The organism is Bradyrhizobium diazoefficiens (assembly GCF_016616885.1).
GTDB lineage: Bacteria > Pseudomonadota > Alphaproteobacteria > Rhizobiales > Xanthobacteraceae > Bradyrhizobium > Bradyrhizobium diazoefficiens_F.
On the sequence record NZ_CP067102.1, the window covers coordinates 1,006,129 to 1,031,564 of the forward strand.

The following is a 25,436-nucleotide window of genomic DNA, read 5'->3' on the forward strand; positions in this document are numbered from 1 at the left end:
ACCGTTATATGATATAATTATCGCGCGCGGACGACCGCGACAAGCGAGCCGCGACGAAAGCCTACAGGATCGGGAGGAGCAAGTATTGCGGACAAAAGTCGCAATCATCGGAGCCGGGCCGGCTGGATTGTTGCTTGGGCAACTTCTGCACCAATACGGCATCGAGAATTTCATTCTGGAGCGGCAGAGCCCGGACTACGTCCTCGGGCGCATCCGTGCAGGCCTCCTGGAGGAGGGAACGGTCGGGTTGCTCGACCAGATCGGCGCCGGCGCCCGGGCGCATGCCGAAGGCCTGGTGCATGAAGGCATCGAGCTCGCCTTCGCAGGCCGCCGTCATCGCATCGACATGAAGGGTGCGACCGGCAAGACGGTCATGATCTACGGCCAGACCGAGGTCACGCTCGACCTGATGAATGCGCGGAATGCCGCCGGCCTCACCACCGTCTACGAAGCCAAGGATGTAAAGCCGCACGATTTCGACGGCAGTCACCCGCGCGTAACCTGGGTGAAGGACGGCGTGACTCATACGCTCGACTGCGACTTCATCGCCGGATGCGACGGCTTTCACGGCGTCAGCCGCGCCAGCGTCCCGGCCTCGGCGATCGAGGAGTTCGAGCGGGTCTATCCGTTCGGCTGGCTCGGCATTCTGTCCGAGACGCCGCCGGTCAGCCACGAACTGGTCTATTCCAACCATGCACGAGGCTTTGCGCTTTGCACCATGCGCTCGATGAAGCGCAGCCGGCACTACGTGCAGTGTTCGCTCGACGACCATGTTGATCAATGGCCGGACGATCGCTTCTGGGACGAATTGAAGAGCCGACTCGACCAGGAGGCGGCGGACAGCCTGATCACCGGTCCCTCGATCGAGAAGAGCATCGCACCGTTGCGCAGCTTCGTCGCCGAACCGATGCGCTTCGGCAAATTGTTTCTGTGCGGAGATGCCGCCCACATTGTGCCGCCGACCGGCGCCAAGGGGTTGAACCTGGCCGCAAGCGATGCGCATTATCTGTCGTGCGCGCTCCGCGAGTTCTATGACGAGAAATCGAGCGCCGGCATCGACGCCTATTCGGCCAAGGCGCTGGCCCGGGTCTGGAAGGCCGTGCGCTTCTCCTGGTGGATGACCTCGATGCTGCACAAATTCCCTGACAACGGCAGCATCGGCGCGCGCATCCAGGTTGCCGAGCTCGACTACGTCACGCAATCGCAGGCCGCGATGACGTCGCTGTCGGAAAATTATGTGGGGTTGCCGTTTTAGAGCGGTGCCTCCACACCGTCATTGCGAGCGAAGCGAAGCAATCCAGGAATGTCTCCGCGGAGACAGTCTGGATTGCTTCGTCGCTGCGCTCCTCGCAATGACGAAAGCACGCATTTCAAACACCCGCGCAAATCCCGTTTAAAACTTTGTAATTGATGCGTCCGTCACGTCCATCGCGTTCAATGGCGACAATCATTGCAATAGACGCGAGACCCGCATGACCGACACCACCATCCCCGACGGCTTCGAGCGGTTGTCCCGCAAGAGCCCCCTCACCGAACCCTGGGAGCCGATCTACGCAAAGAAAACGGAGAGGGCCGTCATCGTCGGCCTGCGGCTGGCGCGGCCGCACACCAATGGCCGCGGCCTGATACATGGCGGCCTGATCACCGCACTCGCCGACAACGCCATGGGCTATAGCTGCGCGCAGGCGACGAACTGGACTACCTCGTTCGTGACGGTCTCGCTGTCGATCGATTTCGTCGGCTCCGCCGAAATCGGCCAGTGGTGCTCGATCGAGAGCGACGTGATCGAGACCGGGAAGACAATCTGCTTCGCGCAGAGCCTGATCAAGGCCGACAGTGTCGTGATCGCGCGGGCCAGCGGCACGTTCCGGGTGGTGTCGAAGCCTACCCAAACTTCCAATCCGCCGTCTCCACCACGAGATCGATGAACGCGCGCACCTTGGCCGAGAGCAGGCGCGAGGTCGGATAGACGATGTGAATCGGCAGCGCCGGCTGCTCGTATTTCGCCAGCAGGATTTTCAGCCGCCCGCGCTTCAGGCCCTCGGCAGCCTGATAGGCCAGCACGCGCGTGATGCCGCCGCCGGCCTCAGCATATTGCAGGGCGGCGTCGGCGCTGTTGCTGGTGAAGCGCGGCGACGGCGTCACCTCGATGTCGCGGCCGTCCTGCGCGAAGCGCCACGCCGTCGCGGGTCCGAACAGGATGGTCTGGTGGCTGGTCAGTGCCTCAGGCGTCCTCGGCTCGCCGTGGCGCTTCAAATAGCTTGATGTCGCCACCGTGATCCGCCGCATCTCGCCGACCTGGCGTGCGACCAGCGAGGAGTCGGCGAGGTGGCCGATGCGGACGGCGGCATCGACGGCGTCCTCCACGAGGTTGACGAGGTTGTCCGACAGTCTGAGTTCGCAGGCGACCTCTGGGTAGCGCTTGAGATATTCGGTCATGACCGGGCCGACATGCAGCCGGCCGAAGCCGACCGGGGCCGACACCACCAGCCGTCCGGCCGGCCGATTGCGCTCCTCCCGCGCCGAGCCGTCGGCCTCCTCGACATCGGCGAGGATCCGCCGGGCGCGCTCCAGATAGCGCGTGCCGACGTCGGTCAACCTCACCTGCCGCGTGGTCCGCTGCAGCAACCGGGCGCCGAGATGCTCCTCAAGTGCCGCGATCAATCGGGTTACAGCTGATGGCGACAGCCGCAGTTTTCGTGCCGCCGGCGCAAAGCCGCGCAGATCGGCGACGGTGACGAAGACATGCATGGCTTCGAGACGGTCCATCGTAATTATTGCATATATTGCAACGATGAAGTGTCAAGGGGGCCGATTGTTTTGATCGCCGGAGGGGCCATTTCAATCGACGAAAAGACGCAGAGAAGCGCCGGAATTTTCAGGAGATGGTCCGATGACCGCAGCCCATACCTATGGCAGCGACGTCGCTTTTACCCCCGCGGTGAAGGCGATCCAGGCGCGCAAGGGTTCGCGAGAGGCTTATGGCCGGGTCGAGCAGCGCGGCTGGCGCACCGAGGTCGATGAAAACCTCGAGGCCTTCCTCGCCGATGCCAACAGCTTCTATTTCTCCACTGCCTCGGCGGACGGCCAGCCCTATATCCAGCACCGTGGTGGTCCGAAGGGCTTTCTGAAGGTGCTGGACAAGCAGACGCTCGCCTTTGCCGACTATGCCGGCAACCAGCAATATCTGACGCAAGGCAATCTCTCCGAGAATCCCAAGGCCTACATCTTCGTGATGGACTATGCTCATCGCCGCCGGGTGAAGATCTGGGGCGAGGCACGCGTGGTCGAGGACGACGATGCGCTGACGGATTCGCTGATGCCGAAAGGCTATCGCGCGCGGCCCGAGCAGGTGATCGTGTTCAAGATCGCTGCCTGGGACACCAACTGCCCGCAGCACATCCCGCAGAAGTTCGACGCTCCGGATGTCGCAGCGGCATTAGCAGCAAGAGACCAGCGGATTGCGGATCTGGAGGCGCAGCTCGCGGCGCTGAAGGGGCAAGGGACGGAAGAAAAGGCTTAATCGTCGACGTCGTCCTGGGTGCGGCCGAACAGATGCACGATGCCCGGCGTCGCGATCGTGACGAACACGAAGCGCGAGAGGTGATGGGCGCCGACGAAGATCGGGTCGATGTGCAGCGTCAGCGCCAGCGCCAGCATCGCGTCCATCGCGCCGGGTGCAAACGCAACGACGACGTCGGAGAATTTTACCTGTGTGGTGAGCGCGACGATGCCGACGAAGATCGAGGAAACGGCGATCGCCACGGCGAACGAGCCCAGCGCGGCGTTGATGTGGCCGGCGAGCGTCTTGATCCGCATTCGGGCAAAGCGGCTGCCGATCAGCGCGCCGATGCCGACCAGCGCGACGCCGCGCACCCAGTTCGGGAGTCCGCCCTCGACCCAGCCCGCGCCATGCAGCACGCTGGAGGCGATCATCGCGCCGAACATCCAGCTCGCCGGAAACTTGATCAGCCGCAACAGGAGCGATGCCGCCAGCGAAGCTGCGACCAGCTCCAGAAGATCGAGCGGCGAGGCAATCGCCGTCGTCAGCGACGGCGCGACGGAGGGCGCGACGCCCGCAATCGCCAGCACCATCGGCAGTGCCGCGGTGAGAATGATGACGCGCATGGTCTGCACCACCGCGATGCCCGGCAGGTCGGCGCCGCGCTCGACCGCCAAAATCGTGATCTGTGACAGCGCGCCGGGGCTGCCGGCGAGGAAGGCCGAGGTGCGGTCCCAGCCATGGATGCGCTGGAGGTAATAGCTCGATCCGAAGGTCGAGCAGAAAGTGGCGAGCGCCAGGAGCCCGATGGTCAGCGGATAGGCGCTGACCTGCTGGATCAGATGGCGCGAGACGACGGAGCCAAGTGAAATGCCGAGCAGCACCAGCACGGTCTGGGTCAGGAGCGGCGGCACTGAAAGCCGGCGCCCGGCAATCGCGGCGATCCCGACCGCGATCATCGACCCCGAGATCAAGCCGCCCGGAAGGCCTACGGCCAGGAACGCAAGTCCACCGGCGGCGCCGATGACGAGCGTCTCCACAGTGCTCAAAACCTTGGCACGGCTCGGCCATTCGAACGGAAGGGAGGCGGTGATTTGCTTCACGCCGCCTTATCGCAAATCGGCGGGAGCCGCACAATTGCGGCTACGTCATGCCGCAATGCGTGCACCTCCCGCCAAAAGCGAGGGAAGATTTGTGACGGATTTACTTCTTGTCGGCGGCGGCCGGAGCAGCCATTCCGCCCTTGGCGGTCTTGATGCACTCGGAGCGGAATTTCTTGCGCTCCTTGCCATGCAGGCCCTTGGTATCCGCCTGCTTGGAGCATTCGAGCGACTCGGCCGAATGCTCCTTCGGCGCCTTCTTGTCGGTGGTGGCAGCAGCATCGGTCTTGGCGGCCGGCGCGGCGGTCTGCGCGAAGGCGGTGCCGGCGGCGAAGAGGGAGGCGATCGCAACGACGGCGAGACGGGAGGCGAGGGTCATGGTGTGGCTCTTCTTGCGAGAATGGCGGAGGATCGCGAACGTCGGCCCACCTTGCTGAACGCCACATGAATAATCCTGGCCACTGCTATCACTATATTTTGGCGCCGGGCGCCATCACTTCCTTGTCGGATGTCTCGAGCACGCTAGGATAGCGGTCCTCGTTTTGCTTCCCTGAGGGAGACCAAGGATGACCATTCAAGCCAAATTGTTGTGTGCGATTGCGGTGTCGGGCGTAGCCGCGCTGGTGGCGAGCGCGCCGGCCCAGGCGCTGACCTCGCAGGAGTGCAGCGCGAAATACCAGGCAGCCAAGAAGGACGGCTCGCTCGGCACCATGAAGTGGAATGACTTCCGCAAGGCCCAGTGCGGCGCCGATGCAACGCCCGCCGCGGCGCCGACTGCGGCTGCCCCGGCTGCGCCTCCGCCTGCTGCCGAGCCGAAGCAGGCCAAGAAGGAGGCAGCCCCCGCTGCCGCTCCGGCGCCGACCCTGCCGGCCGGCCCTGCGATCTTCCCGAACGCGGTCGATCCGAAATATGCCAAGGAGACCGCCGGTAAGGCTCGCCTCCATACCTGCGTCGACCAGTACAACGCCAACAAGACCACCAACGGCAATGGCGGCATGAAGTGGATCGAGAAGGGCGGCGGCTATTACAGCGAATGCAACAAGAAGCTGAAGGGCGCCGCCTGAGGTTTCAAGATGACGCCGAGGCCGGAGCCCGAGCTCCGGCCTCTTGCGTTAGCCCAGCAATTTATCGGCCGATTTCGCCACGAGCTGCGACCGCTTGCGCGGGCCACGCTCGACGAACAACAGGCTCTGGCCGAAGATGAAGCAGTAGAACAGGAAAGCCTGCGCCTCGGCCTCCTCGGCCTCGAGGCCGGTCGCGCGATAGAGCTCGGCAACGTGCTTGAGCCGCGCCGCATCCACGCTCGCCACCGCCGCAGCGGCGCTCTCGTCGGAGCGCGCCCACTGCCGGATCGCGAGCTCGATGGCCATGCCCTCCGGATTGAGCCGCTCGGAATAGAGCTGGATCACCGCCTTCAGCCGCTCGCGGGGCGCTTGCCCGTCGAGGCTGGTCTGCTGTGCGATTGATGCCGAGCGTCCCTCGCGCCAGTGCACAAGCATCGCATCGAGCAGCGCGGCGCGATCGGCGAAGCGGCGGTAGAAGCCGCCCTTGGTGACGCCCAGATTCTTGGCGAGCACCTCCACCCGCACCCCCTCGACACCAGCGCGGGCGAGCTCGGTAAACCCCGCCTCGACCCAGACATCGCCCTTGCCGTCGTTCATGAAGGAAGCCTCACCGGTTCTTGATACGGTGCCGTATTGCTAACGCGTCTCGCGCTTGATACGCTACCGTATCAGGATCGCAGGGCAGGGGCAGGGCAGGGGAAGTGCGATGGCTGCGTTCGAGCCGAAAAACCCGGGCTATCGTGCGGCGGCCATCGCGATGTTCGAGAGACAGCCGGCGATGCGCACGCTTGGCATTGTGATCGTCCGCCTCGCGCCCGGCGAAGCCGAGCTGGCCATGCTGCACTCGCCAGAATTGACGCAGCAGAATGGTTTTGTCCATGCCGGCATCATTACCGCCGGGCTCGACAACGCCTGCGGCGTCGCCGCCTTTACGCTGATGCCGACCGAGGCCGATATCCTCACGGTCGAGTTCAAGACGACGCTGCTCGCCCCCGCCCGCGGCGAGCGTATTGTGTTCAAGGCCGACGTTGTCAAGCCTGGCCGTACGCTGACCTTCTGCGAGGCGAAGGCGTTTGCCGAGCACGAGGGCAAGACCACGCTGATTGCGACGATGACCGGCACGCTGATGGCAATGCTGCCCCGTGTTGCGGCTTCGCACGAACAGCGTGCATCCCGCGCCTAGCTGCTTGCTGGAGCAACAGTCTCCGGCATCGCCATGAGCCTGAACGCTCTGGCGACTTCGTTGCTGTCCCCTCGGTGGTCACGCTGGGTGCGATGACATCACGGCCGCGACACTCTATATGACCTGTAACAATTCCTGGTCCTGAGCCGTAACTGCTGCGATGGGACCGAAACGGGACGAGATATGGCTGGATTCAGGACTAAAGGCCTTGTGCCGACTCGGCGCGCCGCGCTGACGTTGATCGGAGCGGGCGCCCTCGCGGCTGGCGGGATTACCGTGACGCGCGCGGCCACCGATGATGACGAAGTGCTGACCGAAGCCAAGGTGCTGCGCGATCCCGCCGTTCCCGTTGCCGGCAATCCCGATGGCAATATCAGCATCATCGAGTGGTCCGACTACAATTGCCCCTATTGCCGCAAGCTCGAACCGGAGTTGCGCCAGGTCATCCAGGACGACGGCAAGGTCCGGCTGGTTTTGAAGGACTGGCCGATCCTCGGGCCCGTCTCGGTGACGGCGGCCCGGATCGCGCTCGCCGCGAAATTCCAGGACAAGTACCACCAGGCCCATGACGCCATGATGGGCGTCAGCTCGCGCCTGACCGAGTCGCGCATCAACGAGCTGCTCGCGGCTGCCGGCGTCGACATGGACCGCCTCAAGAGCGACCTCACCGCGCACGCCAAGGACATCGACGGTATCCTCAAGCGCAACAACGAGCAGGCCGAAGCTTTCGGCTTCCGCGGCACGCCGTCGTTCATTGTCGGCAAGTACCGCGTGCCGGGTGTGCTCAGCATGGCCGAGTTCGAGCAAGTCATCGCCGACGCCCGCAAGGCCAAGATGAACTGACGTATCGTTGCGCTGACACTGGCCAAGACAAAGGCGCCACCGCGGACTCGCGACGGCGCCTTGTTCATGTCTGGTCGATCGAAGTTACTTCGACGAAATCCGGACCCAGCCCTTGTGCGCGCGATCTTGCAGCGCATTCCAGTCGGCCTTCGCGACATCCCAGTTCACGATGGTGCGATTGGCAGTCGCGACCTCGCCATTGGCGACGGACGACGTCTGCATGGAGTCATAGACATAGACACCGCAGCCGAGCAGCAGCGCGCCTAAAATCATTCCGAAAAAAGTCTGCATGGCGAACCTCCGGTGACGGGCGGATAACGTCGGCCCAAAGCGATGGTTCCGCGACTGTGCGGCGCAGGTAAGGACAGTTCGTTCACCCTCCATTCAGCCATTGCAGCAGCTCCGCGTTGATCTCGCGCGGATAGGTGTGGCTGAGATCGTCGATCTCGCGGTAGGTGACATCGGCGCCCGCGGCGGCAAGTGCCGCTTGCGTCTGCCGCGCGGTCTGCACCGGAAACATCCAGTCGAGCTTGCCGTGGGTGATGAAGATCGGCAGGCCCTGCAGACGCGTGGCGTCGGCCATCTCCGCCATCAGCGGATGGAAGGTCGCCGACACCGGTGCGAGATGAGTGAAGGGCGAGGCGCCATCGAGGCCACTGACGTAGCAGAAGGTGCCGCCATCGCTCATGCCGGTCAGCAGCATGCGTGAGGCGTCAATCGTCCAGCGGCGGCACACGGTTTCGAGCATGCGCATCAGGTTGGGCGTGTCGGTGTCATCGCCCATCAGCGCCCAGGTCTGTCCGGTCGCGGTCGGCGCCACCAGGATCGCGCCAAGGCTGCGGGAATCGCGCAGCCAGCTCCACAGAAAGCCGCGTCCGTTGCCGCTGCCGCCATGCAGCGCCATCACCAGAGGCCAGGTGCGATCGGGTGTGTAGTACTCGGGCACATAAACCGAGAAGCCGCCGCGGCTGCCGGGCTCGTTGTGATCGTGGAAGATGCCGGTGTGCTCACTTGCGCCGATCTCCAACCGTGATAGCAGCTCTGCATTCTCGCGATTGGCGGTGTTGAGGAAGAAGTTGCTGACCGGCGGAAATTGCAGCGACAGCGGATAAAGCGCCTCCTGCGCGCGCGGCACATGGCGAAGCGCACGGAACACCGCGACGAGATCGCCATTGCCGCGCTCGACGTCGCGGATGCCGGCAAAGGCGGCGAGCGTCTCATTGCAGGCAAGATCGAGCCGCTCACGCAATCCGGCGAACTGCTCCGGCCATGCGCCGATCGCTGCATGTGCCGACTGTAGCGCTTCGTCCGGCGCGCCGATTGCATTCATGACCGAGCCGAAGGCCGGCGGATGCAAATGCCGTCCGAAATATCCAAGCGCTTCCAGCGCGTTGAGCAACGGCGGCAGCATGGCCACGATGTCGTCGACGACGGCCTCGGTCATTGCTGCTTCCTCTATGTGGAATTAGTGCAGCTGCGGCGCCTTCAACAGCTTGAAGCGGTCGGTCGATGTGACCGTGACGTCGAAGGTGACGCCTTCATGATGCACGGTGAGCGGTACGTCGACGCCGGCAGCGCCGAGCCCCCACATCTTCTTGTAGAACGCCGTCTGGCTCGTGACCTCGTCGCCATCCACGGCAAGAATGACGTCGCCGGTCTTGAGCTCCGCGCGCGCGGCGGGACCGTTGGCAGAGATCCCGATCACCACCAAGCGGTCGTCGATCTCGGTCGAATACAGCCCGAGCCACGGCCGCGCCGGCTTGTTGACGCGGCCGAACTTGCGGAGGTCGTCGAGGATCGGCTTCAGTAGATCGATCGGCACGATCATGTTGACATGCTCGTCCTTATCGTCGCGTTCACGCTTGAGCTGGAGCGAGCCGATGCCGATCAATTCGCCGCGCGCGTTGATCAGTCCGGTGCCGCCCCAGTTCGGGTGGGCGGGATAGGTGAACAAGGCCTCGTCGAGCAGATACTCCCAATAACCGGCGAATTCCTGCTTTGCGACGATCTGGCTCGCGACCGATCGCGTGCGCCCCCCGGCGCCACCGACCACGACGCGGTCGCCGAGCCGGGTGTCCGCCGACGAGCCGAGCGGCAGCGGCGCGATGTCGAGCCGGCCGAGCGCCTGCACCAGGCCGAAGCCGGTGACGGTATCGAAGCCGAGCACATGCCCCTCCACCACCCGCCCGTCGCCGAGGTGAAGCCAGACAGATTCCGCTTCGGTAATGAGATAGCCGATGGTGAGCACCAGCCCGTCATCGATGACGACGCCGTTGCCGGCACGCTCGGTGCCGAGCGTTTCGGCACTGGAGGCGTCCGGCGGGATGATGGCGTGCAGGCCGACGACGGAGGCGAGCGCGCGTTCGAGATCGAAGCCGTAATCGCTCGCACGCGGCTGATTGGCCGGCGGCACTCTCCATTCGGTCAAGGCGGGCATGGAGTTCTCCTGGCTGAGAGCATCGCTCCGCCATGGCTGCGGAACAACGCGCGAAGCAAGCATAATTTAGGCCGGAGGAGGCCATCTTGAAAGGCTTGACCGCAACTATTCCAGATGTCGCGCCACCGATTTCCGAAGATGACAGGAATTGTTCGCCTAAAGCCGGTCGACGGCTGCTCAATCCGGCATCGGTCGCATGGCTGGTGTCCCGCGAGATGCTAGGCGGGGTTCAATGAAGCTGCTAACCATTGCCGCTTCGTTCGACCAAGGGATCACGGACCAAACCATGGACAATCGCAGCGACATCTGGCGTGGCATCGACACGATCAAGGGACGTTTCATTGACCTCAGCGACAAGATCTGGGGAATGCCCGAAGTCTGCTACACCGAGGCGCGTTCCGCCGCCGAGCATCTCACCGAGCTGCGTCACCAGGGTTTCCGCATCACCGAGAAGGTGGCGGGCATTCCGACCGCGGTGATGGGCGAATGGGGCGAGGGCGGTCCGGTCATCGCCTTCATGGGTGAATATGACGCCCTGCCGGGCCTGAGCCAGGAGGCCGGAATTGCCGAGCATCGTCCGGTCGAGACCGGTGGTCACGGCCATGGTTGCGGTCACAATCTGCTCGGCTCCGCCGCACTTCTTGCCGCAACCGCAGTGAAGGACTGGCTCGCCGAGAACAAGGTGTCCGGCCGCGTGCGCTATTACGGCTGCCCGGCGGAAGAGGGCGGCGCGGCCAAGGCCTTCATGGTGCGCTCCGGCGCGTTCGAGGACGCCGATATCGCCATCACCTGGCATCCGCATAGTTTCTGGGAAGTCGCGGTGACGCCGTCGCTCGCCAACACCCGTGCCGACTTCATCTTCACCGGCCGCGCCTCGCACGCGGCGGCTTCGCCCCATCTCGGCCGCTCCGCGCTCGACGCAGTGGAGCTGATGAATGTCGGCGTGAACTACATGCGCGAGCACATGCCGAGCGATGCGCGCGTGCACTACGCGCTGCTCGATACCGGCGGCATTGCACCCAACGTGGTGCAGGCCCATGCCCGCGTGCGCTATTCCATTCGCGCCCGTGATCTCCCCGGCATGAACGAGCTGGTCGGGCGCGTCAGCAAGATCGCAGACGGGGCGGCCTTGATGACCGAGACCAAGGTCGAGATGAAGATTATCTCCGCGGTCTCCAACATCCTGCCGAACACGCCGCTGGAGCAGGCGCTGCATCGGATCATGGAAGATCTCGGACCGCCGCATTTCGACGATGCAGACAAGAGCTTTGCCAGCCAGATTCGCGGCACGCTGAGCGACAAGGCTATCGCGTCGGTCTATTACGCGATCGGCATGGAGCCGACCGATCGACCGCTGGCCGACTTCCTGGTGCCGCTCGACGCCAAGCGCAACCCGCTGGTCGGCTCGACCGATGTCGGCGATGTGAGCTGGGTGGTTCCGACCGTGCAAGTTCACGCACCGACGGTTGCAATTGGCACGCCTTTCCACACCTGGCAGGTGGTCGCGCAGGGCAAGAGCCCGCATGCCCATAAGGCGATGGTGCAGGCGGCCAAGGCCATGGCAGGCCTCGGCATCAAGGCGTTGATAGAACCGGAACTGATCAAGGCCGCGAAGGCTGACCTGACGAAGCGTACGACCAAGACGCCTTACGTCTGCCCGCTGCCGGATCACGTCGAGCCGCCGCTCGATATGTCCGTGGCGTAGAATTCCGTCTCGATACTTCGTCTGATCCTGCGAACAAATTTTTCGCAGTGCAACTTGGTTTCCAGCGGATTTTGTCGCTGGAATGCCGAACCGTTGGGCTGCAGAGCGAAGTTTTGCTCAACAGACAGCCAGAACACCGTTTGCACACACACGGTCGCAGTTGACGCGCGGCCTATTCAGTGTGCCATCTACCGCCAGCCAAAACCCGGCGGCCGTCCCGCGGCCGCCTGCATCCATACGGGAACCAGACGGGGACAACCATGCTGGATAAAGAACTGCGTTCGATGATCGGTGACGTGAAGGACGGGCGGATGGATCGCCGCGCCTTCATCCAGCGCCTGGCCGCCGTCGGCCTCACCGCGCCCATGGCAAACCAGATCCTCGCCATCGGCGGCGTCGCCATGGCGCAGAGCCCGAACCCGTATCCGCCGACCAAGCGCGGTGGTGGCGGCCCGCTCAAGCTGTTGTGGTGGCAGGGACCGACGCTGCTCAATCCGCATTTCGCCACCGGCACCAAGGATCAGGACGGATCGCGCCTGTTCTACGAGCCGCTCGCAAGCTGGGACGTCGACGGTCATCTCAATCCGATCCTCGCCGCCGAAATTCCGTCGATCAAGAATGGCGGCCTGTCCGCCGATGCGAAGACGGTAACCTGGAAGCTCAAGCCCGGCATTAAATGGCACGACGGCAAGCCCGTCACCGCCGACGATCTCGTGTTCAACTGGGAATATGCCAGCGACGCCGCCACCGCATGCGTCTCGATCAGCACCTACAGCGGTCTCACCGTCGAGAAGGTCGATGACCTCACGATCCGCATCGCGTTCAAAGAGCCGACGCCGTTCTGGGCCAATGCCTTCGTTGGCGCTTACGGCTGCATCATTCCAAAGCATCTGTTCGCCGGGTACAAGGGAAGCAAATCCCGCGAGGCGCCGAACAATCTGAAGCCGGTCGGCACCGGCCCCTACAAATTCGTCGAGTTCAAGCCCGGCGATCTCGTGCGCGGCGAGATCAATCCCGACTATCATATGGCCAACCGGCCGTACTTCGACACCATCGAAATGAAGGGCGGCGGTGACGCGGTCTCGGCGGCGCGCGCCGTCATCCAGACCGGCGAATATGATTTCGCCTGGAACATGCAGGTGGAGGACGAGGTCCTGCTGCGCCTGGAGAAGGGCGGCAAGGGCAAGACCCTCTACGCCGTGGGCGGCGACATCGAGTTCATCGCCATCAACTTCACTGATCCCAATACCGAGGTCGATGGTGAGCGTTCGTCGATGAAGACCAAGCATCCGACCCTGTCGGATCCCGCGGTCCGCAAGGCGCTCGCGCTGCTGGTTGATCGCGACTCCATCAAGAAGGCGATCTACGGGCGCGCCGGCCGCACCACCGCGAACTACCTCAATGGTCCCGACGACTTCGTGTCCAAGAACACCAAGTGGGAGTTCAGCGTCGAGAAGGCGATCGCGCTGCTCGAGCAGGCCGGGTGGAAGGCCGGTGCCGACGGCATTCGCGAGAAGGACGGCAAGAAGCTGAAGTTCGTTTACCAGACCTCGATCAATGGCCCGCGCCAGAAGACCCAGGCGATCGTCAAGCAGGCCTGCCAGAAGGCCGGCATCGACGTCGAGCTGAAATCGGTGGTCGCCTCGGTGTTCTTCTCATCCGACGTCGCCAACCCCGATACCTATTCCAAGTTCTACGCCGATATCGAGATGTTCCAGATCCCGATGACGCAGCCCGACCCGGGCCTCCACATGCGCCGCTACCATTCGCGCAATGTGGCCACCAAGGAGAACAAGTGGCAGGGGCAGAACTTCCCGCGCTGGATCAACAAGGAGTTCGATGCGGCGATCGACGCCGCCGATGTCGAGATCGATCCGGTCAAGCGGGCGGCGCTCTACATCAAGGGCAACGATCTGATGTGGCAGGACACGGTCTTCATTCCCGTGATGCACCGTCTCGCGGTGGAGGCCAGCAGCAACTCGCTCCGGCCGGCGCTGTCAGGCTGGGCCAACCAAACCGACAATATCCAGGACTGGTATCGGGAGGGCTGAGCACGGACGTTTAAGCGGATTCTTCGCTCATGAGTCAGTACGTCCTGCGTCGTCTGATGATCGCGATTCCGAGCCTGCTCGGAATCTCGCTCGTCCTGTTCGTCGTCCTGGCGCTTGCGCCAGGCGATCCCTTTAGCGAGCTTGCGACCAACCCGAACGTGCCGCCCGAAGTGCAAGCCGCGCTTCGGGCCAGGTTCGGCCTCGACGATCCGATCTACCTTCGCTATCTGCACTGGCTCAACGCCATGCTGCATGGCGACTGGGGCTTTTCCTTTGTCAGCCGGATGAACGTCGATACGCTCATCCTCCAACGCTTGCCGACCACGCTCTACGTGATCGGCTCGGCGCAGATTCTGGCGCTCCTCATCGCGATTCCCGTCGGCGTTTATGCGGCGACGAAGCCCTATTCGCTGTTCGACCGAATCGCGAACACGCTCGCCTTCGTCGGCTTCTCGCTGCCGACCTTCTTCACCGGCATCCTGTTCATCCTGATCTTCTCGGTCACGCTGGACTGGCTGCCCTTCGTCTACACGACCGACATCAAGGCCACCGGCATCCACTATGCGCTGGAAATGATCCGGCAGGCGATCATGCCGGTGGCGGTGCTCGGCCTGTTCCAGGCAGCGTCGATGACGCGCTTCGTGCGCTCGGCGATGCTCGACGTGATCCGGCTCGACTACGTCACCACGGCGCGCGCCAAGGGCCTCGGACAGGCCAAGGTCATCGTCAAGCATGTGATGCGCAACGCCATGATCCCGGTCGTCACGTTGATCGCGCTGCAGTTGCCTGCCGTGTTCGGCGGCGCCATCGTCACCGAGCAGATTTTTCGCATTCCCGGCATCGGCTCGCTGCTGATCTCCTCCATTCTCTCCAATGACACCCCGGTCGTGATGGCCGTGACCTTTGTGTTCGCCTGTCTGGTGGTGCTCTTTAATCTCATCGCGGATGTGCTGTATGGCTGGCTTGACCCTCGCATCTCCCTCCGCTGAGCGGCGCGTCTACTCGCCCTGGCGCGAGACGTGGCGGCGCTTCAGCCGCCACAAGCTTGCCGTCGTCAGTGGGTTCCTGCTCCTCGTCCTGATTCTGGCGGTGGTGGTCGGCCCCTTCCTCTGGCGGGTCAAGATCGACGACATCGATATCGTTGCGGGCCTGCAGGGGCCGTCGCTCGCCCATCCCTTCGGCACCGACGATCTCGGGCAGGACATCCTCGCCCGCATGATCTATGGCGGCCGCATCTCGCTCGCGGTCGGGCTCGCCGCGATGCTGGTCTCGGTGTTCATCGGCACGCTGATTGGTTCGCTCGCCGGCATGTCGCGCGGTGCGGTCGGGCACGGACTGATGTGGCTCACCGACCTGTTCTTGTCGCTGCCGCAATTGCCGCTGCTGCTGCTGCTGATCTATCTCTTCCGCGACGGGTTGAAGCAGGTGTTCGGCCCGGAGGGCGGCATCTTCATCCTGATCGTCCTCGTGATCGGAGGCCTGCGCTGGATGCCGGTGGCGCGCCTCGTGCGTGCGCAGTTCCTGTCGATCCGCGAGAAGGAGTTCGTCGAGGCCGCGCGTGCGCTCGGTGCGAGCCCGGTGCGGCAGGTGGTGAAGCACATCCTGCCCAATGCGCTCGGTCCGGTGATCATCGCCGGCACCATCGACGTTGCCGCCGCGATCATCGCGGAATCGACGCTGTCCTTCCTCGGCCTCGGCTTTCCGCCTGATACCCCGACGTGGGGCCGGCTGCTGTACGATGCCAAGGACTTTCTCGACATCGGCCCGCACTGGGCCTTGTTTCCCGGCGGCGCGATCTTCATTGCGGTGGTCGCCATCAACTTCATCGGCGACGGTCTGCGTGACGCGCTCGATGCGCGACGGGTGATCTGATGGCGCCGCTGCTCCAGATCAAGGGTCTCAAGACCCACTTCTCCACCGACGACGGCATCCTGCAGGCCGTCGACGGCGTCGACATCACCATCAACAAGGGCGAGACGCTCTGCGTCGTCGGCGAGTCCGGCTGCGGCAAGACCGTCACCGCGATGTCAATCCTGAAGCTGATCGCGATGCCGCCGGGCCGCATCGCGGCCGGCGAGATCATCTTCGAGGGCCGCGACCTGGTGCCGCTGACGAGCAATCAGCTCGACGAGATACGCGCCAAGGAGATCGGCTTCATCTTCCAGGAGCCGATGACCTCGCTCAATCCGGTGCTGACGATCGGCGAGCAGATCGCCGAGAGCCTGCGCCGCCACGAGCCGGTGACCAAGAAGCAGGCGCTCGAGCGCACCATCGAGATGCTGAAGCTGGTTCAGATCCCCAACGCCGAAGGCCGTGTGCACAACTACCCGCACCAGTTCTCCGGCGGCATGCGCCAGCGCGTGATGATCGCGATGGCGCTGGCTTGCAAGCCCAAGCTCATCATCGCCGACGAGCCGACCACCGCGCTCGACGTCACCATCCAGGCGCAGATCCTCGACCTACTGCAGGACATGAAGGAACGCTTCGGCATGGCGGTGATGCTGATCACCCATGCCATGGGTGTCGTCGCCGAGACGGCGCAGCGTGTCGTGGTGATGTATGCCGGCAAGGTGGTGGAGGAAGCGGATGTCGATGCTCTCTTCGCCGATCCCGGCCATCCCTACACGCAAGGGCTGATCCGCTCGATCCCGCGTATCGATCTCGACAGCGAGCACAAGACGCGGCTCGAAGCGATCGGTGGCTCGGTGCCGATCCTGATCAATCCGCCAGTCGGCTGCCGCTTCGCGCCGCGCTGCAAGTTTGCCATGAACGTCTGCATCGAGAAGGAGCCGCTGTTGCGCGAGATCGCGCCCGGCCATCGCATGGCCTGCCATCTGGGAGATACGCAGTTGGGAGGCGCGGCATGAGCGAGCCCCTGCTCCGCGTCAGCGGCCTGAAGAAATATTTCCCCGTGCTCGGCGGCCTGTTGTCGCGCCAGGTCGGCACCGTCTATGCGGTCGACGGCGTGTCGTTCTCGGTCAATCGCGGCGAGACGCTCGGTCTCGTCGGCGAATCCGGATGCGGCAAGTCGACGACAGGGCGCTGCGTGCTGCGCCTGATCGAGCCGACCGACGGCGAGGTCGTGTTCGACGGCCAGGATGTGGGCAAGCTCGGGGGCAACGATCTGCGCGCGATGCGGCGGAACATGCAGCTCGTGTTCCAGGATCCGTTCGCTTCGCTCAATCCGCGCATGACGGTCGGCTCCATCCTCGGCGAAGCCCTCGTTATTCACAAGCTTGGATCAACCGCCAAGGAACGTGAGGAGCGCGTCGCAAGTCTGCTCGTGAAGGTCGGCCTCAAGGCTGAGCACATGCGCCGCTATCCGCACGAATTCTCCGGCGGCCAGCGTCAGCGCATCGTGATCGCGCGTGCGCTCGCGGTCGAGCCGAAGCTGATCGTCTGCGACGAGCCGGTGTCCGCGCTCGACGTCTCGATCCAGGCCCAGGTCATCAACCTGCTGGAAGATCTCCAGGCCGAGCTGAACCTCACCTATCTCTTCGTCGCGCATGACCTCTCGGTGGTCGAGCACATCTCCGACCGCGTCGCGGTGATGTATCTCGGCCGCATCGTCGAGCTCGCGAAGGCGAGCGATCTCTACCGCAATCCGCAGCATCCCTACACCAAGGCGCTGCTCTCCGCGGTGCCGGTGCCGGATCCCAAGCTCAAGCGCAACCGCATCCGCCTCAAGGGCGACGTACCGAGCCCGATGAAGCCGCCGTCAGGCTGTCACTTCCACACCCGTTGCCCGATCGCCCAGCCACGCTGTGCGGAAAGTGCACCGGAACTGAAGGAAGGCGCAGGCGGGCATTTCGTGGCGTGCCATCTCGCCTGAGCGTGGTCCGTGCAAAGGATCGCAACACCGAAGCCCGCCGGACGCTGTGCCGGTCGGGCCGCCCATTGGGCGAAGGAGTGAGCGGAAAACCTCATTTCGGGCTGTGAAGCATCTTACACCAAATGCTTCTGATGGTGCTAAAATGGCTAGGTTTTCTTGCTTGAAGGAGGCCCCGATGCTGACACCCTTCGACAGGCCGACCTGGGAACAGAGCGCCCGTGACTGGACGATGAGGCTTGGCTCGCTCATGCCCCAACCGCGGAAAAAGCCCGCTGAGCGCAAACCACAGCGGCCCCCGTGGCGGCACTTCGACGAGACCCATCATTGGGACTCGACCGCGGAGGAATGGGTCCCCAACCACGACAGGTGATTTTGCCCGGGCCGAGCCTGCCCTCGACGCCTTCACCGATGTCGCGACGTGCCGCGGCGGGCCAGTTGATGCAGCACCGTGTCGACGGCCGGCACCGCCCCGGTCTCGCGGAGCCACGTTTCTGCCAACTCCCTCAGCTCGCCCGGTGTCAGGCCGAACCTGCGGCGAAATGCGCGGATGAAGGTGGAATCGCTGCTGAAGCGCATACCCACGGCGAGGTCGATCAAACGATCGTCCTGTGCTGCCGGGGATATCAGCCGCCGGAACGCCAGATGGAGCCGCTGCTCCCTCACGTAGTGCGCAAGCCCGCCATCGGCCTCGAACAGCCGGTAGAGAGTCGCGCGCGAAATCCGGAAGTGATGACAAAGTTCTTCCACCGTCAGCGCGTCGGTCTCGAGATTGTTCGCAATGCGGCGCTTGATTTATCGCGAGATAAAGATGGCGCTCGGCGCGTTCGACGCCTGCCACAATGTCGGCCGTCCCGCCGGCGGCGGCTGCCATGAGATCGGTGATCGCCTCGACCGTGGCCTCAACGTTACCTCCCTGGGGCTCGGGCGGCAGGGCAAGCGCCGCGTAATGGCTGGCGAGCAGGCGGGCATGAGGGTGGTCTGACGACAGCAAGGTCGCCGTCGCCGAATCCGGGTGCGCGAGCCGAGGTGCCAGCATCGCACGTTGCAGGATGATCGCCATCAGACGGGTGCGGCCGCCACCGGCGCGCAGCACGGTCCGGTTTGGTTGCGCCATGTCGAGCAGGCAGATGTCGCCCGGTCCCAACGTCGCCTCGCGCCGGCCCGAGCTGAACCGCATTTCGCCTTCGACGCAGAGGGTGATGTGATAGTGATCGAGGCCACCGCGTGCGATGTGGGCGGGGGTCCGGTCGTATTCCAGGTCGGTGGCGCGTGTATCGACCAGCAACGCGTTGCCGGTCATCACCGTTGTGGTCGTGACGTGGAAATCGTCCTCGTCGGTGAGCGCAATGACATCGCAGATGTCGACGGTCATCGCACGCAATTGCCTCAGCGCGCTCGGCCCGCGCTCGGGGTCGTCCGCCAGCATGAGTTTGTTCACCGCCGTCTCGTCCGCATCACACCTCGACGAGGCAAGACCGCGTCGACCGGATATTCGAAGACCGGCGGCACGCCAACATCGCCCCAGCATGTAGCCATTCAAAAATGAGTGTGCAAGCGACCGCCGGACGAAGCGGAGGGCTGATGAAAATGTTGGCAACCAGCGCGGCATCGCCCGATGTGCCGTACATGCATCAGTGTTCGCTTAAACCCGTGCTTGAGACACCCGGCACATCGCGCGGGTGCCCGGTCTGCTAACGACGCGCCGAGATCACCAGCATCGCCGCGCGCCCTCGTTCCTGGCGCGGCCTGTGTCCAAGGCCTTTCATGACAACCAGATTACGTCCGCTCTCGTGCCTGTCGATCGGGCGAACGAATTCCTGGCTGATCGCCCATCGGCGTGCAGTGCTCGCCGGCGTCGCGGTCATGGCAACGGCACTCGGCCTGCCCCGCCAGGCACGGGCCGCAACGCTGGTGGTGACGACCACGGCCGACAGCGGCGCAGGCAGCCTGCGCGCGGCCATCGCCAGCGCCGCCAGTGGGGACACCATCCAATTCCAGGTCGGCGGCACCATCACGCTCCAGAGCGAGCTGCCGAATATCACCAAGAACGTCACAATCGATGGCAACGGCAACAACCCTACCATCAGTGGCGCTGGCACCTACCGGCCATTCTTCATCGGTGACGCCGGTACCACCGGCTCGACCTACTCCGTGACGTTGAAGAACCTGACCATCGCCAACGCGGTGGCCCAAGGGGGACCGGGTACGGCTCCGGCGCCGGTGCCGGTCTCGGCGGCGCGATCTTCGTGTCCAGCAACGGCGCGTTGTCCCTGTCGAATGTCGTGATGTCGAGCACGCGGGCTGCTGGCGGCGGTGTCGCCGACCATTCGGCACTGGTTAGCGGCGGTGGCGGCATGGGTGGCGCGTCCGGTATTTTTACGCCCGGGGGCGGCGGCGGGCTCCTCTCCGGCTCGAACGCACCCGGCTCGGGCGCCGGCGGTGGACCCAATGGCGGGGCGGCCGTGGCAGTAGCGGGAGTTGCTACCGTGACTGGCGGCGCTGGTGGCTTTGCCAGCGGTGGCGGCGGCGCCTCATCGGATTCCGGGACCGCGACAGGCGGCGCTGGCGGCTTCGGCGGCGGCGGCGGCGGCGCGAACAATGGGGGCACAAACACTGGAGGAGCCGGCGGTTATGGTGGCGGGGGCGGCTCCGCTGCTACCCTTAGCTATGCGACCGTCGGCGTCGGCGGCAGCGGTGGTTTCGGCGGCGGTGGGGGAGCCGGATTGACGGCTGGCGGTACCGCCGGCTTTGGTGGCGGCAACGGCAGGACCGGGCCGAGCTCCGGCGGCGGCGGCCTCGGTGCCGGTGGAGCGATCTTTGTTCAGGCCGGGGGAACGGTCACCGTTCAAGGCGATCTGTCGCAATCGGTGAGCAGTGTGTCGGGCGGAACCGGCTTCAACAATGGCGGTTCAGGATCGGCCTTCGGCTCCGGGATCTTCTATCAGGGCAACAGCGGCGCCACGTCGACGCTGGCCCTCGGCATCGGCAATCAATCGATTGCCAATGATATTGCCGACTACATCGGCTCGGGGGGCACCAATCCGGGCAGCGGCAGCAATGTCGCCAACCAGGGCGGTCGTGTTGCCCTCGCCAAGACGGGATCGGGCATCCTGACGCTCTCCGGCAGCAACACCTACTCGGGCGGGACCACGCTGAACGCCGGCACGCTCGTGATCGGCAACAACAACGCGCTTGGCAGCGGGACGCTCACGATGGCGGAGGCGACGACACTCTCGTTTACCAGCACCGGCAACTTCACCGTTGCCAACAACATCACGATTTCGGGCGATCCAACCTTCGCGCCACCTTCCGGAACGACCCAGACCATCTCCGGCGTCATATCTGACGGCAGCTCACCCGGCTTTCTCGAGATGGTCGGGCCGGGCACGCTGGTGCTCTCGGGTGCCAACACCTATTCTGGCGGCACGACCGTCTCCGGCGGTACTTTGCAGCTCTCAGGCGCCGGCACACTCGGTTTCGCAACCGCTACGCTCGGCGTGTCGGGTGGTGTGCTTGACCTCGGCACCACATCCCAGGCGACCGGCGCCCTGACGATGACCGGCGGCACCATCCAGAACGGCATGCTGGCCAGCAGCGCGTTCGACGTGCAGGCTGGCACCATCTCCGCCGTCCTTGCCGGCAGTGGCGCGCTGACCAAGACGGGCAGCGGTGCTGTTGTCCTTTCCGGCGCCAACACCTATAGCGGCGGCACGATGGTATCGGGCGGCACGGTGCAGCTCTCCGGCACCGGCACTCTGGGTGCTGCAACCGGCACGACAACGGTGTCCGGCGGCATTCTCGATCTCGGCAACACCACGCAGACCCAGAGCGCGGTCAACCTCGCCGGCGGCACCATCCAGAATGGCGGCCTGAACGCGTCGATCGCCTCGACCGGCGGGACGCTCAACGGCATCGGCGGCAGCGCCAGCCTGACAACGACGGCCGGGACGACGACGCTGCTCGGCATCAACAGCTACAGCGGCGCCACCATTGTGAGCGGCGGCACGCTCGATGTCGAAGGCTCCATCACCGGCACCTCCGCGGTCACGATGAATGCCGGTGGCGTGCTGACCGGCACCGGCGTGGTCGATCCCCTCGTCGTGACCATCGCCTCCGGCGGCACGCTGGCGCCGGGCAACGGCATGGCCGGCACGTCGCTGGCGATCGAGGGCAATCTCGTGTTGTCCTCGGGCGCGACCTATCTGGTGCGGATCAATCCGACCACGGCATCTTACACGACCGTCACCGGCAACGCGAACCTCGGCGGCGCGACGGTGAACGCGGCGTTCGCCAGCGGCAGCTATGTCAGCAAGACCTACATCATCCTGACGGCCGGCAGCATCTCGCAGAGCTTTGCGTCCGACGTCGTCAACACCAACCTGCCGGCGAACTTCAGCACCAGCCTCAGCTATGACGCAAACAATGCCTATCTCAATCTGGTCCTGAACTTCGCGATTCCCGGCGGGCTGAACCGCAATCAGCAGGCGGTCGGCAACGCCCTAACCAATTTCTTCAATACCAACGGCAGCATTCCGCTCACTTACGGCGCGCTGACGCCGGCCGGCCTGACCCAAGCCTCCGGCGAGCTCGGCGCTTCCGCACAGCAAACGACGTTCAGTGCGATGGGCCAGTTCATGGGCCTGCTCACCGATCCCTTCGCGCAGCAGAACGGCGGACCAGGGGCAATCGGCAGCGTGACCGTTTTTGCGGAGGAGGATCAGGCCAGCGCCTACGCTGCGCGCAAGCGCACCGATGCGTTCGCGATGATCACGAAAGCGCCGCCGGGGACTTTCGAACAGCGCTGGAGCGTGTGGGCCGCAGGTTTTGGCGGATCGCAGACGACGGGCGGCAATGCGATCGTCGGCTCCAACGATACGACGAGCCGCATCTTTGGGACTGCCGCCGGGGCCGATTACCGGTTCTCGGCAGATACGCTCGCCGGCTTTGCGCTGGCCGGCGGCGGGACCAATTTCAGCGTCGACAACGGCCTCGGCTCCGGCCACTCTGATCTGTTCCAGGCCGGCGCCTATCTGCGCCACACCAATGGTCCGGCCTACATCTCGGCTGCGGTCGCCTATGGCTGGCAGGACATTACCACCGATCGCACGGTGACGATCGCCGGCACGGACCGCCTGCGCGCCGAGTTTAACGCCAATGCGTGTTCCGGCCGCCTCGAAGGCGGCTATCGCTTCGCTATGCCGTGGATCGGCGGCATCGGTCTCACGCCCTATAGCGCGGCGCAGTTCACCACGTTCGATTTGCCGGCCTATGCCGAGCAGGTCGTCTCCGGCTCATCTGCCTTCGCGCTGAGCTACGCATCCAAGAGCGTGACGGATACCCGCAGCGAGCTCGGCCTGCGTACCGACAAATCCTTCGCTCTGGGAGACGGCCTGCTGACGCTACGCGGCCGCGCCGGCTGGGCGCGCGACTTCAACCCGGACCGCTCGGTCGCGGCGACCTTCCAGGCGCTGCCCGGTGCCAGCTTCGTCGTCAACGGTGCGGCGCTGGCGCGCAACTCGGCACTCACCACCGCATCAGTCGAGATGAAATGGACGAATGGCTGGTCGGCGGCGGCGACGTTCGAAGGCGAGTTCTCGAATGTCACGCGCAGCTACGCAGGGAAGGGCAGCGTGCGCTATGCCTGGTGAGCGGTCGATCCCGTCACGCGCTCTTCGCGGGCCAGGGGACGACCTGTCCCGACACCACCAGCCGGTCACGGCCGCTGTCCTTGGCGGCGTAGAGCGCGCGGTCCGCGGCAGCGACCAGCGTGCTTGAGTCCGAGGCCTGGGACGGAAGGCTCGTCGCGGCGCCGACACTGACAGTCACCAGCCGGGAGGGCGGATTCTGCGCATGCAGCATGGCGAGATCGTGCAGCGCCTGGCGAATCCCTTCGCCGACCTCGACGCAGCCGTCCGGACCGGTGTTCGGCAACAGCACGGCGAACTCCTCGCCGCCGTAGCGCGCGGCGAGGTCGGCAGGGCGCCTGGCGATAGCGGATAGAATCCGGCCCAGCGCGCGCAGGCACCCGTCGCCTGCCAGATGTCCGTAATGGTCGTTGAACTTCTTGAAATGGTCGACGTCGATCAGCAGGAGCGATAGCTGCGTGCCGTCGCGCCGGGCGCGCGCCCATTCGTCGGCGAGGTGTTCGTCGAATGCGCGCCGGTTGGCGAGGCCGGTGAGAGCGTCGGTGGCCGCAAGCGAGGCGAGCTTGTCCTGAAGATCCTTCTGCTCGGTGATATCGCGCATGACAGCGACGACGCCGTCGATCTCGCCATTGTCAGCCGCCGGGGTCACGTGCAGTGCCGCCTCGGCCCAGATCTCGCCCTTGTCGCGATGACGCTGGCGATAGACGAACCGCGCCTCCTCGGCCTCGCCGTTCTTCAGCGCGGAGATGACCTGCTCGACCCGTTCCATGTCATCCGGGTGGATGCCGGCCAGGGCCGACGTGTCCAGCAGTTCTTCGGCCGACCAGCCGGTGATGCGCACGCACGAGGGAGAGACGTAGATCAGCCGGTTATCCAGCCCGATCCGGGTCACCATGTCGCTGGATTGCTCGGCCAGCAGGCGGAAATTTGCTTCCTTGGCGGCCAGGGCCTGTGCCATGCGCTGCCGGTGCAGCAACTGACGGACCAGGTAAAGGCCGATCACCGCGATCAGTAGCACGAGCCCCAGGACGAAGATCATGCGGGTGGCCGCGGCGTGTCGCCAGGGGGCCAGCACGTCGTCCTGCGACTTGCTCGCCAGCACCATCAGCGGATAGTTGCTGCTGCGCTGGTAGTAGCTCAGCCGCTGCACGCCATCGATCGGCGATCTGAAATAGTAGACCGCCGCGGCGGGACGACTTTCCCGTTCCCTGAACAACGGCGCGTTGGACAGGTCCCGCCCGACGTAAGCTCCGCTCTCGTCATGGGCCCGCGCCAGCATGATGCCGGCGTTGTTGAGCAGCGATGCCGAGCCATTAGGCCCGACGTCGAATCGTTCGTAGAATTTTGCGAAATAGGCGACGTCGATCGTGAGCAGGACCACGCCGGCGAAGCTGCCGTCGGGATGGTTGATCCGGCGCGACGCCGTGATGATCCACTGACCGCCGGAGCGACTCTTGACGGGGCGGCCGATGAGCGTGCCCTTCTCCGGGGAGTCGCGGTGCTGCCGGAAATATTCGCGGTCGCTGTTGTTGAGCCCGGAGAAGTCGACATGCTCAGTGGTGGCAAGCCAGCGGCCGGTCTCGTCATAGACGAAGATGCCGCGAATGCGGTCCGACGATTTGCGGATCGGCAAATAGGCCTGGAGCTTTGCGATCGAGTCCGGGCCCAATCCGTCGAGCTCGAGCCGGTGGACCAGCCCGACCAGGATCGTATCGGCAAGCTCGAACGTGTCGTCAGCGTGCTGGATCAGCGAATGCGCCAGATTGGCGACGTCGATCTCGGCGCTCCTGAGCTCCGCATTGCGCGTTTCCCATTCGCGCCAGGCGCTCAAGCCGAGAATCGTCACGCAGATCAGCGCGACGAACCCCGCCGCCCAGAGCGGTAGGTGCGCCTTGCCGAGTTCGCGGCTGGTGACCATCGGGTCTGCTCCAATTCGGTGCAAACCTCTCACTTTGGCCTTAACGGCCTGTTGCAAGAACCGTGACGATTGCGCGGGGCCGTAGTCAACCGGTGAGGATTGTCGGCGTTTTTATCAACTCTCGTCGGCGGATGTTAACCACGCTGCCGCGGCGGG

The 25,436-nt window shown here is 64.6% G+C and carries 24 protein-coding genes and 1 pseudogene; 15 read left to right on the plus strand and 10 right to left on the minus strand.

Features of this window, described 5'->3' with window-relative positions; all coding sequences use genetic code 11:
* The first annotated feature begins 85 nt into the window (after positions 1–85).
* Positions 86–1,255: a 4-hydroxybenzoate 3-monooxygenase gene (gene pobA, locus JJC00_RS04685; protein ID WP_200471577.1), complete on the plus strand. Its 1,170-nt coding sequence runs from the start codon at positions 86–88 to the stop codon at positions 1,253–1,255.
* A gap of 217 nt (positions 1,256–1,472) precedes the next feature.
* A complete protein-coding gene (locus tag JJC00_RS04690; RefSeq protein ID WP_200471578.1) occupies positions 1,473–1,928 on the plus strand; it encodes a PaaI family thioesterase in 456 nt (151 codons plus the stop codon).
* Here the strand turns inward: JJC00_RS04690 and JJC00_RS04695 are convergent.
* Positions 1,885–2,769 carry a LysR family transcriptional regulator gene (locus JJC00_RS04695; protein ID WP_200471579.1) on the minus strand — a complete coding sequence of 295 codons (885 nt, stop codon included), beginning with the start codon at positions 2,767–2,769 and terminating at the stop codon, positions 1,885–1,887. The two genes, JJC00_RS04690 and JJC00_RS04695, sit on opposite strands and share 44 nt — an antisense overlap.
* A 124-nt stretch (positions 2,770–2,893) precedes the next feature.
* On the opposite strand from JJC00_RS04695, the gene JJC00_RS04700 reads away from it, so the two are divergent.
* Positions 2,894–3,523: a pyridoxamine 5'-phosphate oxidase family protein gene (locus tag JJC00_RS04700; protein WP_200471580.1), complete on the plus strand. Its 630-nt coding sequence runs from the start codon at positions 2,894–2,896 to the stop codon at positions 3,521–3,523.
* Here JJC00_RS04700 and JJC00_RS04705 read toward each other — a convergent pair.
* Positions 3,520–4,605, minus strand: a complete 1,086-nt coding sequence (locus JJC00_RS04705; protein WP_200471581.1) for an AbrB family transcriptional regulator — start codon at positions 4,603–4,605, stop codon at positions 3,520–3,522. The two genes, JJC00_RS04700 and JJC00_RS04705, sit on opposite strands and share 4 nt — an antisense overlap.
* A gap of 100 nt (positions 4,606–4,705) precedes the next feature.
* On the minus strand, positions 4,706–4,981 hold the full coding sequence (locus tag JJC00_RS04710) for a PsiF family protein (protein WP_200471582.1): 276 nt from the start codon (positions 4,979–4,981) through the stop codon (positions 4,706–4,708).
* A gap of 187 nt (positions 4,982–5,168) precedes the next feature.
* On the opposite strand from JJC00_RS04710, the gene JJC00_RS04715 reads away from it, so the two are divergent.
* Positions 5,169–5,666, plus strand: coding sequence for a hypothetical protein (locus JJC00_RS04715; protein ID WP_188104093.1), 498 nt, complete (start codon positions 5,169–5,171; stop codon positions 5,664–5,666).
* A gap of 48 nt (positions 5,667–5,714) precedes the next feature.
* Here JJC00_RS04715 and JJC00_RS04720 read toward each other — a convergent pair whose 3' ends face one another.
* Complete coding sequence (locus JJC00_RS04720) at positions 5,715–6,263, minus strand: TetR/AcrR family transcriptional regulator (RefSeq protein ID WP_200471583.1); 549 nt, start codon at positions 6,261–6,263, stop codon at positions 5,715–5,717.
* 109 nt (positions 6,264–6,372) lie between these two features.
* Between JJC00_RS04720 and JJC00_RS04725 the strand changes: the two genes are divergently transcribed.
* Positions 6,373–6,849, plus strand: a complete 477-nt coding sequence (locus JJC00_RS04725) for a PaaI family thioesterase (RefSeq protein ID WP_200471584.1) — start codon at positions 6,373–6,375, stop codon at positions 6,847–6,849.
* A 183-nt stretch (positions 6,850–7,032) separates the two neighbouring features.
* The gene (locus JJC00_RS04730) at positions 7,033–7,692 is read left to right on the plus strand and encodes a DsbA family protein (RefSeq protein WP_200471585.1); all 660 of its coding nucleotides are present in this window, start codon (positions 7,033–7,035) and stop codon (positions 7,690–7,692) included.
* Positions 7,693–7,776: 84 nt separating this feature from the next.
* Here the strand turns inward: JJC00_RS04730 and JJC00_RS04735 are convergent, their stop codons facing one another.
* The 3 genes from JJC00_RS04735 to JJC00_RS04745 form a co-directional block, all read right to left on the minus strand.
* Positions 7,777–7,983: a hypothetical protein gene (locus JJC00_RS04735; protein ID WP_027530639.1), complete on the minus strand. Its 207-nt coding sequence runs from the start codon at positions 7,981–7,983 to the stop codon at positions 7,777–7,779.
* An 82-nt stretch (positions 7,984–8,065) separates the two neighbouring features.
* Positions 8,066–9,136, minus strand: coding sequence for a phospholipase (locus tag JJC00_RS04740; protein ID WP_200471586.1), 1,071 nt, complete (start codon positions 9,134–9,136; stop codon positions 8,066–8,068).
* A 21-nt stretch (positions 9,137–9,157) separates the two neighbouring features.
* On the minus strand, positions 9,158–10,129 hold the full coding sequence (locus JJC00_RS04745; protein WP_200471587.1) for a S1C family serine protease: 972 nt from the start codon (positions 10,127–10,129) through the stop codon (positions 9,158–9,160).
* Positions 10,130–10,415: 286 nt separating this feature from the next.
* On the opposite strand from JJC00_RS04745, the gene JJC00_RS04750 reads away from it, so the two are divergent.
* From JJC00_RS04750 to JJC00_RS04775, 6 genes are all read left to right on the plus strand, one after another.
* A complete protein-coding gene (locus tag JJC00_RS04750) occupies positions 10,416–11,834 on the plus strand; it encodes a M20 family metallopeptidase (RefSeq protein WP_200473979.1) in 1,419 nt (472 codons plus the stop codon).
* A gap of 260 nt (positions 11,835–12,094) precedes the next feature.
* Positions 12,095–13,885, plus strand: a complete 1,791-nt coding sequence (locus tag JJC00_RS04755) for a peptide ABC transporter substrate-binding protein (protein WP_200471588.1) — start codon at positions 12,095–12,097, stop codon at positions 13,883–13,885.
* A 29-nt stretch (positions 13,886–13,914) separates the two neighbouring features.
* Entirely contained in the window at positions 13,915–14,874 is a 960-nt protein-coding gene (locus tag JJC00_RS04760; protein WP_200471589.1) for an ABC transporter permease, read from the plus strand.
* Positions 14,840–15,757, plus strand: coding sequence for an ABC transporter permease (locus JJC00_RS04765; protein WP_200471590.1), 918 nt, complete (start codon positions 14,840–14,842; stop codon positions 15,755–15,757). Before JJC00_RS04760 ends, JJC00_RS04765 begins: the two co-directional genes overlap by 35 nt.
* Entirely contained in the window at positions 15,757–16,752 is a 996-nt protein-coding gene (locus tag JJC00_RS04770; RefSeq protein WP_200471591.1) for an ABC transporter ATP-binding protein, read from the plus strand. Before JJC00_RS04765 ends, JJC00_RS04770 begins: the two co-directional genes overlap by 1 nt.
* Positions 16,749–17,717, plus strand: coding sequence for an ABC transporter ATP-binding protein (locus tag JJC00_RS04775; protein WP_200471592.1), 969 nt, complete (start codon positions 16,749–16,751; stop codon positions 17,715–17,717). The genes JJC00_RS04770 and JJC00_RS04775 overlap by 4 nt, the downstream gene beginning before the upstream one ends.
* A 402-nt stretch (positions 17,718–18,119) precedes the next feature.
* Here JJC00_RS04775 and JJC00_RS37775 read toward each other — a convergent pair whose 3' ends face one another.
* On the minus strand, positions 18,120–18,464 hold the full coding sequence (locus JJC00_RS37775; RefSeq protein WP_246774086.1) for a helix-turn-helix domain-containing protein: 345 nt from the start codon (positions 18,462–18,464) through the stop codon (positions 18,120–18,122).
* A 31-nt stretch (positions 18,465–18,495) separates the two neighbouring features.
* Here JJC00_RS37775 and JJC00_RS37780 point away from each other — a divergent pair, with 31 nt between their 5' ends.
* Positions 18,496–18,699, plus strand: a complete 204-nt coding sequence (locus JJC00_RS37780; protein WP_246774087.1) for a hypothetical protein — start codon at positions 18,496–18,498, stop codon at positions 18,697–18,699.
* Here JJC00_RS37780 and JJC00_RS38675 read toward each other — a convergent pair.
* Positions 18,643–19,326 (minus strand): annotated as a pseudogene (locus tag JJC00_RS38675) (AraC family ligand binding domain-containing protein); the annotation flags it as partial. The gene JJC00_RS37780 and the pseudogene JJC00_RS38675 overlap by 57 nt on opposite strands.
* Before the next feature lie 155 nt (positions 19,327–19,481).
* Between JJC00_RS38675 and JJC00_RS37790 the strand changes: the two are divergent.
* Together JJC00_RS37790 and JJC00_RS04785 are read left to right on the plus strand one after the other, a co-directional pair.
* Positions 19,482–20,003, plus strand: coding sequence for a hypothetical protein (locus tag JJC00_RS37790; RefSeq protein ID WP_246774332.1), 522 nt, complete (start codon positions 19,482–19,484; stop codon positions 20,001–20,003).
* Positions 19,964–23,365 carry an autotransporter domain-containing protein gene (locus tag JJC00_RS04785; RefSeq protein ID WP_283816796.1) on the plus strand — a complete coding sequence of 1,134 codons (3,402 nt, stop codon included), beginning with the start codon at positions 19,964–19,966 and terminating at the stop codon, positions 23,363–23,365. The genes JJC00_RS37790 and JJC00_RS04785 overlap by 40 nt, the downstream gene beginning before the upstream one ends.
* 13 nt (positions 23,366–23,378) lie before the next feature.
* Here the strand turns inward: JJC00_RS04785 and JJC00_RS04790 are convergent, their stop codons facing one another.
* Positions 23,379–25,280, minus strand: coding sequence for a sensor domain-containing diguanylate cyclase (locus JJC00_RS04790; RefSeq protein WP_200471593.1), 1,902 nt, complete (start codon positions 25,278–25,280; stop codon positions 23,379–23,381).
* Positions 25,281–25,436: the final 156 nt, after the last annotated feature.